Origin of the sequence: Pseudoalteromonas sp. 2CM37A, assembly GCF_023161885.1 — a bacterium.
Classification (GTDB): Bacteria; Pseudomonadota; Gammaproteobacteria; order Enterobacterales; family Alteromonadaceae; genus Pseudoalteromonas; species Pseudoalteromonas atlantica.
Map to the genome: position 1 here is coordinate 38,846 of NZ_JALNTJ010000013.1, position 9,660 is coordinate 48,505.

At 39.6% G+C, this 9,660-nt stretch carries 7 protein-coding genes; all 7 read right to left on the bottom strand.

What is annotated here, in order from left to right; all coding sequences use genetic code 11:
• Positions 1 to 69 precede the first annotated feature (69 nt).
• Entirely contained in the window at positions 70 to 315 is a 246-nt protein-coding gene (locus MTF68_RS18590) for a four helix bundle protein (RefSeq protein WP_248463313.1), read from the bottom strand.
• A gap of 71 nt (positions 316 to 386) precedes the next feature.
• Positions 387 to 1,553 carry a nucleotide sugar dehydrogenase gene (locus tag MTF68_RS18595; protein ID WP_248463314.1) on the bottom strand — a complete coding sequence of 389 codons (1,167 nt, stop codon included), beginning with the start codon at positions 1,551 to 1,553 and terminating at the stop codon, positions 387 to 389.
• A gap of 58 nt (positions 1,554 to 1,611) precedes the next feature.
• Complete coding sequence (locus MTF68_RS18600; RefSeq protein ID WP_248451367.1) at positions 1,612 to 2,568, bottom strand: DHHA1 domain-containing protein; 957 nt, start codon at positions 2,566 to 2,568, stop codon at positions 1,612 to 1,614.
• A gap of 150 nt (positions 2,569 to 2,718) precedes the next feature.
• Positions 2,719 to 3,330, bottom strand: a complete 612-nt coding sequence (cysC, locus tag MTF68_RS18605; protein ID WP_096739067.1) for an adenylyl-sulfate kinase — start codon at positions 3,328 to 3,330, stop codon at positions 2,719 to 2,721.
• Between the two features lie 1,009 nt (positions 3,331 to 4,339).
• Positions 4,340 to 6,076: an SLC13 family permease gene (locus MTF68_RS18610; RefSeq protein WP_138579920.1), complete on the bottom strand. Its 1,737-nt coding sequence runs from the start codon at positions 6,074 to 6,076 to the stop codon at positions 4,340 to 4,342.
• Positions 6,077 to 6,148: 72 nt separating this feature from the next.
• Positions 6,149 to 7,555: a sulfate adenylyltransferase subunit CysN gene (gene cysN / locus MTF68_RS18615; protein WP_138579921.1), complete on the bottom strand. Its 1,407-nt coding sequence runs from the start codon at positions 7,553 to 7,555 to the stop codon at positions 6,149 to 6,151.
• Positions 7,556 to 7,623: 68 nt separating this feature from the next.
• Positions 7,624 to 8,532: a sulfate adenylyltransferase subunit CysD gene (gene cysD / locus MTF68_RS18620; RefSeq protein ID WP_029773230.1), complete on the bottom strand. Its 909-nt coding sequence runs from the start codon at positions 8,530 to 8,532 to the stop codon at positions 7,624 to 7,626.
• Between the last annotated feature and the right edge of the window lie 1,128 nt (positions 8,533 to 9,660).

Sequence of the window (9,660 nt, forward strand, 5' to 3'; positions counted from 1 at the left end):
AAGATATCATTTTTGATAACTGCTTAGACTCTTCTATCCAAGCTTCTGCTGTTTTTGTATCAATTTCACCTATTTTAAGGCAATATATAGCTGTGAACGAAGCTCTCCACAGCTACCTTTAGAGTAAGAAAGAAAACGACAGTAGTCTTTAGCAGTCTTCCTTTCATACCCCTGTGCAATATTTGATGAAATTGATAATGCAGCTCGTGTAATTTGATCTTTTAGTCCAAATTGCTTACTAGTCTTAAAATAAATAAAAACTTCACAAGCTAAGTCAGCAGAGCGTTGCCAAACGTTTAAGTCTTCAAATTGCACAACGCCCCCTAGTATAAATTAACTGTAGCTTTTACTTAGCATTAATCTCAAGCCTTTAACCTATTACTCAATCAGTCACTACCAAACAAATCACGCGTATATACTTTATCTGCAATGTCGCTAAGCTCCTCAACCATACGGTTAGAAACCACCACATCAGATATCTGCTTAAATTCGTTTAAGTCTTTTATTACGCGCGAATGATAAAACTCGCTCTCTTCAAGAACAGGCTCAAATACGACAACCTCAATACCTTTTGCTTTAATACGTTTCATAATGCCTTGAATAGCAGAGGCTCTAAAGTTATCTGAGCCTGTTTTCATTACTAAACGGTACACGCCCACGATTTTGGGGCTACGCTTAATAATTGAGTCAGCAATAAAGTCTTTACGTGTTGTATTAGCGTCTACAATAGCGCCAATTATATTATTTGGTACACTTTGGTAATTAGCACGCAATTGTTTAGTGTCTTTTGGTAAACAGTAGCCGCCATAGCCAAACGACGGATTATTGTAATGCTTTCCAATACGTGGATCTAACCCTACACCTTCGATAATCTGCTTACTATTTAGCCCATGCGCTTCTGCATAACTATCAAGCTCATTAAAATAAGCAACTCGCATTGCAAGGTAGGTGTTAGAAAATAACTTAATAGCTTCGGCTTCTGTTGAGTCGGTAAATAACACTTCAACATCTTGCTTAATTGCACCTTGCTTAAGTAAGTTAGCAAAAATAGTTGCGCGCTCGCTTTGCTCGCCCACAACAATACGTGATGGGTGCAAATTATCGTAAAGCGCCTTTCCTTCACGTAAAAATTCAGGGGAAAATATTAAGTTTTCAACATTCAGCCGCTGCTTTATATCAGCAGTAAAGCCTACCGGAATAGTCGACTTAATCACCATAACTGCATTAGGGTTATGCGCCATAGTATCTTTAATTACCGCTTCAACAGAACTAGTATTAAAGTAGTTGTTTTCAACATCGTAATCAGTGGGTGTAGCTATAATTACGTAATCAGCGTTTTTATAAGCGGCTACTTTGTCGGTAGTGGCTGTAAAGTTTAAGTCATCACGTGTTAAAAATTCGCTAATTTCTTTATCAACAATTGGTGACTGCTTATCGTTTAAAAGTGCTATTTTTTTTTCGTCAATATCAAGTGCAACCACTTCATTATATTGCGATAAGAGCATAGCATTTGAAAGGCCTACATAGCCTGTACCTACCACTGCAATTTTCATATTAATCCTTTAAAATTAAAAGTTTAAAATTAAGCATTTTATATAAGTAGTGAAAGTTCTACTCATAATAGCTTACAAGCTGCTCAATAAAACTAGCGACTTGTGATTTAGGTAGTTCATTAATGCCCGCGGCAGCAGCTCGGCCCCCACCTGTAGCAAACTTACTACATATATCTACAGCACCTTGTTTGTTGTTAAGCGGCGCTCTCACACTTACTAAATAGCTGCCTTTGTTATTAAAGGTAAATACTGCATGAGCCTTATTCGGAGACTGATTAGCAAGATCGTTACCTAAAACGCCACTTACCCGGCGAGCCCAAGCCGCATCTTCTAATAAAATTACTTTGGCAGTATCACAATCATGAAGGACTTGTGCATTAGCTGCTTTTTCCATATCGGCTTTATAAGCTCGCTCAAGAGTATAATAAACCGAGCTTTTATCGTTTATTGCATCAAACGGCGATTTATATTGTAAAAGAAGCTCAAACAAACTTTCTGGGGCGAAGTGTAAATCAGCCACTTCACTTCCGTAGCCGTTATAATTTATGTAAGTACCAAACGCTTTTAACTGTGACTTTTGTAAATCGTTTAAATTTAACTTGTCAGCCTCGCTATCTGCTTTAGCAAATAAATTATCACCGTAAGCGGCTGTAATAGCCCATAAGTGAAACTGCTTATCTAGTAAATCACTAACGATTAAGCTGGTACACATATTCGCATCAAGATCGATATGCGCATATAAATTAGCATGATTAGGTATATCGCCAGCTTTATGGTGATCTACGTACATAACACGAGCTCCAGCACTTAAAGCATCGTGAAGCGCAGGCATATTTTTTTCCATTGAAATATCCAACACTCGAATGCAATCACCCTCTTTTGGTGTGATTTTTTGCATTAGTTGAATATCGCGTTTTACCCCTGTTACCTTAATTGTATCGGTAGGGTTAGCTAATTGAAGCTGAAGTAAAGCGATAATACCATCGGCATCACCGTTAAAAATGTCATATTTCATAATACTCTCAAGTACCAAAATAGAAAAAGTATACCAATATAATTAAAGGCAGTTCTTAGGAAAAGCATCTTTATACTATCGGCAAAACAACAAATAATTGCTTTCGCAAGTAAAGCCAAACCAATTGATAAACTTAATACTCAACAGCTGTTAGCTGCTAGTATCTACAATTTTATTTTTTATCAAATAATCTACAATTTGCTCTGCACATTGTTCAATGGTTTGGTCAGCTGTTTTAACATGTATATCGGGGTTTTCGGGCACATCAAATGCTGAACTAATCCCTGTAAAGTTTGGTATTTCACCTGCGCGCGCTTTCTTATATAAGCCCTTTGGATCGCGGCTTTCGCAAACAGCAAGCGGTGTATCAATAAACACTTCTACAAACTCACCTTCATTTACTATACTTCGAGCTTGAGCGCGGTCAGCTTTAAATGGCGAAATAAACGCAGTAGATACAATAAGGCCCGCATCTACAAATAATTTAGCAACTTCACTTATGCGGCGAATATTCTCAACACGGTCTTCATCACTAAATGTAAGCCCCTTATTTAAGCCCATGCGTACATTATCGCCATCAAGCAAATAAGTATGGCAGCCTAATGAAAATAGCTTTGCTTCAACAGCATTTGCCACTGTAGATTTTCCTGAACCACTTAAGCCAGTATACCAAAGCAATACAGGCTTATGACCTTTGTGCTGTTGCTTCTGTTTTCTTGACACTGTTTGAGCGTGCCATACTATATTTTCATCTTGGCTCATTGGAATACCCTTGTTCTAAACTATCTAATATATTACTACTAAAAAGTGTTTGCGTGTAGAAGTAAAAAGACTATTGAAAAGCCATGCATATATTTTAACCTTTGCAGCACTCATTTAACTTAACTCAAAACGATTTGACCACCGAGAGCACAGAGGCGCTGCGCGCTACACTGAGAAGTTACTAACGCCAGCAAGCTGCGCGTCTGCAAGTAATAATTACTTCTCCTTATCTTCTCTGTGTTCTCTGTGTTCTCTGTGGTGATAAAATCACTTTCGTTGTTTATTTAAAAACAAATCTACCACCGAGGACACCGAGGCGCTGCGCGCTACACTGAGAAGGCATTAATAACGCCAGCAAGCTGTATGTCTACAAGTAACTATTACTTATCTTACTCTTCTCTATGTTCTCTGTGGTGATAATAATCTCTTAATCACTTTCCAAAACAATTTGACCACCGAGAGCACAGAGGTGCTGCGCGCTACACTGAGAAGGCATTAATAACGCCAGCAAGCTGTACGTCTACAAGTTACTATTACTTCTCCTTCTCTTCTCTGTGTTCTCTGTGGTGATAACAATCTCTTAATCACTTGAATGGGCTTAACCCTAAACAATTTCACCACCGAGAGCACAGAGGCGCTGCGCGCTACACTGAGAAGATATTAATAACGCCAGCAAGCTGCGCGTCTACAAGTAACTATTACTTCTCCTTCTCTTCTCTGTGTTCTCTGTGGTGATAAAATCACCTTCGTTGTTTATTTAGAAACAAATCTACCACCGAGGACACCGAGGCGCTTCGCGATACACAGAGAAAATATTCATAACGCCAGCAAGCTGTGCGTCTACAAGGAATAGTTACTTCTCCTTCTCTGTGTTCTCTGTGTTCTCTGTGGTGATAATAATCTCTTAATCACTTTATGCGTTTAGCCCAAAACAATGTGACCACCGAGGCGCTACACTAAAAAGCAACCGTAATTAATAATGCCAGTAAGTTACTCGCGTAAAATGCCCCTAATTTACACTAAAAGGAAAAAACACAGGCACAAACACCAGCACAACCAGCGCATACACTATGCTAATAGGTAAGCCTATTTTTACAAAGTCGTTTAACCTGTAATTACCTGCATTAAATACCATCAAGTTAGTTTGATAACCATACGGGCTAATAAAACTTCCGCTTGCAGCAAACGCTACCGCCATTACAAAAGGCAACACATCTACACCAAACCCTAAAGCCACGGTATAGCCTATAGGAAACATCAACGCCGCAGCAGCGTTATTAGTTACAAACTCGGTCATTAACCAAGTTACGACATAAACTAATACAAATGCAGTGTACACATACCTAGGGTCATCGAATTGACCTATAAATCCACCTAACGATTCAACCACGCCAGAGTTAACCAGCGCACTCGACAGTAAAAGTGCAGATGAAACCACTAGCCATATATCAATCGGGAATCGTCTTACTAACTCATTAGTAGTTAAACTACGAGTAAATAAAAGGCCCCCGAGCAATAATACTAGCCCCTCTAATAAATCTAGCACTCCAGCAGCCGCTAATGCTATTGTGGTTACAAAGCCCCCAATGGAAAGCCAAGCTCGCCAGCCATTAATTCTACTTTCAGGCTCTACACCAGATAAGGTTAAAAAGTTTTTATTTATATTTGTTCGAGATTTATAATCATCACCCACGGCTAACACTAAAAAGTCACCAGAGCGAATTATTACATCACCTAACTTACCCGAAACCTGTTCACCATCTCGTCTTATTGCCACTACAGCAGCATCAAACAATGCCCTAAATCCCGTAGTTTTAAGCGTGCGTCCTACAATTATACTTTCAGACCGAACAACTACCTCAGTAAGGTTGCTATTTAAAGCACCATTTTTTTCTGCAAAAATTTCTAAACCTGAAAACTGCCCTAGCTGCAATAATTTAGTTATGTCACCGCAAAAAATAAGTCTGTCCGAAGGCTGAATTACTTCCGTCGGTGAAACAGGGCTAATAAGCCTGCCTGATCGCACTATTTCAACTAAAAATAATGATTCCAAATGCCTAAGCCCATTAACCTCAACAGAGCGCCCAACTAACTCAGAGCCTGTAGAAACTTTAGCATCAATAAAATACCCCTCTGAAGTAGCATTATTTTGCTCAATACTTGGTAACATTCGGGTGCATAAAAACATAGCTAAACCACAGCAAAGTACCAAAATAGCACCCACAGCAGTAAATGAAAAAAACGATAACGACTTACCCGACGCCTCAATATACATTGAGTTAACGATTAAATTAGTAGAAGTACCTATTAGCGTAAGCGTTCCACCTAAAATAGAGGCATACGATAAAGGTAATAGTAGTTTACTGGCAAAATGGTGGGGGTTATTCCTAATAGGCGAAAGTAACGTAGCCACAACCGCAGTATTATTTAATATAGAAGAAAAAAAAGTGGTAATACCAAACAACCTAAACCAAGTCGAAAAGTAGCTATCAACAATAGTTTTTGAGGCAATAACTCTTAGCAAGCGAGTTTTCTCAAGTGCTAAGGAGCATAAAACAAGCAAAATTAATGTTACAAGGCCAGGGTTTGCAATACTTGTTAAAAACTGATCTTTAGTCACTAAATCGCAAGTGATTAAAGCAATAAGTGTTGCACCAAAAACAGCAACAGGGCGCGTTTGTAAAACAATTAAACCTAAAATTGTAAAAGCAAAAATACAAAGCGTTAGATATGCATCTAATGGCATGGTTAAAGTAGCCATCCTTAGTTAAAAAATTAAAATGCGGGCTCTCAAAGAGCCCGCTATATCTCGAGTAATCTAACGGATTACTTTTGCATCCCAATGAGGAAAGTGCTTACGAACTAACGCATTAAACTCAACTTCAAACGCAGAGTGCTCGCTTTTAGGCTTGTTGCCTTTACCGTTTAATGGCTTACGTATCATACCCGCACCAACCGTTACGTTAGTTAAACGGTCAATCACAATAAACGCACCAGTGTGTTTATTTACATCATATGCATCAAATTGGACGGGCGCTGTTAATGCAAATTGGCAGTTACCAATTTCGTTTAGATTTAATTGTGATGCTTCTTGCTGCTCTAGCGTGTTCACATCAACCTTATAGTTAACAACCTCAGCGTAACCATAAACCGATTTACTTCCTACTTTAATTTCGTATTCACGGTCTACATGAAGAGCTTCTTCAGTCATCCATACTACGTCTGCTTCAAAGCTATCAGCTGAATGTGGCTTTTGGTGCGGACGTACTAGCATATCACCACGGCTTACATCTATTTCATCTTCAAGTGTTAATGTAATAGCCATACCTGCTGATGCTTTTTCTAGGTCGCCATCAAAAGTAACTATTGATTTAACCTTACTCTCTTTACCTGAAGGTAGTGAAGCAATTGTGTCGCCCACTCTAATGTCACCCGCAGCAATCGTACCGCTAAAGCCCCTAAAGTCTAGATTTGGGCGATTAACATATTGCACCTGTAGCCTAAACTCATCGTTTTTCGCATGGTTTACTTGTACAGTATTCAGTAACTTCATTAAAGTAGAGCCAGGGTACCAGCTCATAGCTTCGCTTTCGTTTACTACATTATCGCCACGTAGCGCCGAAATTGGCACAAAGCGTACATCATCAAACGAAAGATCCTGCGCAAACTCGCGGTAATCTTTTTTGATATTTTGATAAACCGACTGCTCGTAACCTACCGCATCCATTTTATTAATAGCGACAACTACGTTTTTAATACCTAATAAAGAGCAAATATAGCTATGGCGACGTGTTTGCACCTGCACACCGTGGCGCGCATCAATCAAAATAATAGCTAAATCACACGTAGAAGCACCCGTTGCCATATTACGCGTGTACTGCTCATGCCCAGGCGTGTCTGCAATAATAAATTTACGTTGGTCTGTTGCAAAATAACGGTACGCAACATCAATCGTAATGCCTTGCTCGCGCTCAGATTGCAAGCCATCTACTAAAAGAGATAAGTCGAAATCGTTATCAGTGGTATTAAAACGTTTTGAATCCTTTTCAATAGCAGCCATCTGATCTTCAAAAATCATTTTGCTATCATAAAGCAAGCGGCCAATTAATGTAGATTTACCATCATCCACGCTACCACATGTTAAAATACGTAGCATGTCTTTGTTTTCGTGTACTTTTAAGTAAGCTTCAATATCTGTAGCAAGTAAGTTTGTTTCTTGTGACATAATTTTCTCTGAATTTGGTTCGATAATAAATTAGTTACTTTCTAATAGCTTTTTTTTACAGCTTTTGATTAGAAGTAGCCTTCCATTTTTTTCTTCTCCATAGAACCTGCAGAGTCGTTATCAATTACTCGCCCTTGACGCTCAGAAGTAGTACAAAGCAGCATCTCTTGGATTATCTCAGGAAGGGTTTGTGCTACAGACTCAACAGCACCCGTTAGCGGGTAGCAACCAAGCGTTCTAAAACGAACCATTTTATTTTGTACTTGTTCGCCCTCTTCAAGCTCCATACGCTCATCATCAACCATAATAAGCGTGCCATCGCGCTCAACTACAGGGCGCTCTTTCGCAAAGTATAATGATGGAATTTCAATACCTTCAAGGTAAATGTACTGCCAAATGTCTAGCTCGGTCCAGTTACTAAGCGGGAACACACGAATGCTCTCACCTTTATCTACTTTACTGTTATAAACGTTCCACAGTTCTGGGCGTTGGTTTTTAGGATCCCAGCGATGATTTTTATCACGGAAAGAATAAACACGTTCTTTAGCACGCGACTTTTCTTCATCGCGGCGAGCACCACCAAATGCAGCGTCAAAATTATTCATATCAAGCGCCTGCTTAAGGCCTTGAGTTTTCATAACATCTGTATGCTTAGCACTACCGTGTACAAATGGGCTCATGCCCATTGCTATACCTTCTGGGTTTTTATGAACAATTAGATCAAAGTCATACTTTTCGGCCATTTGATCTCTAAACTGGATCATTTCTTTAAATTTCCAGTTAGTATCAACATGCATAAGCGGAAAAGGAATTTTACCCGGGTAAAATGCTTTACGTGCTAAGTGTAATAAAACCGACGAATCTTTACCTACAGAGTAAAGCATTACTGGATTATCAAACTCAGCTGCAACCTCCCGCATAATATGAATCGACTCGGCTTCGAGTGCCTTTAGATGAGTTAGCTTTTCTTCATTCATGATGTTTTTTCATATCCTAATTTATCAAAATCCATTCGCGTCAATTTTAATGACCGACTTAAAAAATTTATGCTCCGATAGTCTATGTTTAATTACTAGGGCATGCAATGTGTGTATTTTTTCAAAGGCGCCTAACGGTCAATTAAGCATCGGCCAATTTTGGCGTAGACGAAGAGCTTGCTCACGCTAAAAGGCCAGCTGCTCATGGCTTCAAAATGTAATAAACACCAGCAAGTTGCCCCTCTACAAGTAATAATTAACTCTATTTCTCTTCCCCGTGGGGATAACCTCTTCATCACTTTGTGTATTTAGGCTAAAGATTTTTACCACCGAGGATACAGAGGCGCTGCGCGCTACACTGAGAAGTTACTAACGCCAGCAAGCTGTGCGTCTACAAGTAACTATTACTTCTCCTACTCTTCTTTATGTTTTCTGTGGTGATAACAATCTCTTAATCACTTTATGCATTTAGCCCAAAACAATTTGACCACCGAGAGCACAGAGGCGCTGCGCGCTGCACTGAGAAAGATCTTCTCCTTCTCTTCTCCGTGTTCTCTGTGGTAATAACAATCTCGTAATCACTTTATGCATTTAACCCAAAACAATTTCACCACCGAGAGCACAGAGGCGCTGCGCGCTACACTGAGAAAGATCTTCTCCCACTCTTCTCTGTGTTCTCTGTGGTGATAACAATCTCTTAATCACTTGAATGGGCTTAACCCAAAACAATTTGACCACCGAGAACACAGAGGCGCTGCGCGCTACACTGAGAAGGTACTAACGCCAGCAAGCTGCGCGTCTACAAGTAACTATTACTTCTCCTACTCTTCTTTATGTTCTCTGTGGTGATAACAATCTCTTAATCACTTGAATGGGCTTAACCCTAAACAATTTTACCATCGAGGGCACAGAGCCGCTGCGCACTACACTAAGAAAGATCTCCTCCTTCTCTTCTCCGTGTTCTCTGTGGTGATAATAATCTCTTAATCACTTGAATGGGCTTAACCCAAAACAATTTGACCACCAAGAGCACAGAGGCGCTGCGCGCTAAACTGAGAAGGTACTAACGCCAGCAAGCTGCGCGTCTACAAGTAACTATTACTTCTCCTACTCTTCTTTATGTTCTCT

Excerpts from the sequence above, each read along its gene's own strand:
- cysD (WP_029773230.1), bottom strand. The coding sequence starts at position 8,532 with ATGAATGAAGAAAAGCTAACTCATCTAAAGGCACTCGAAGCCGAGTCG.
- MTF68_RS18610 (WP_138579920.1), bottom strand. The coding sequence starts at position 6,076 with ATGCCATTAGATGCATATCTAACGCTTTGTATTTTTGCTTTTACAATT.
- cysC (WP_096739067.1), bottom strand. The coding sequence starts at position 3,330 with ATGAGCCAAGATGAAAATATAGTATGGCACGCTCAAACAGTGTCAAGA.
- cysN (WP_138579921.1), bottom strand. The coding sequence starts at position 7,555 with ATGTCACAAGAAACAAACTTACTTGCTACAGATATTGAAGCTTACTTA.
- MTF68_RS18600 (WP_248451367.1), bottom strand. The coding sequence starts at position 2,568 with ATGAAATATGACATTTTTAACGGTGATGCCGATGGTATTATCGCTTTA.
- MTF68_RS18595 (WP_248463314.1), bottom strand. The coding sequence starts at position 1,553 with ATGAAAATTGCAGTGGTAGGTACAGGCTATGTAGGCCTTTCAAATGCT.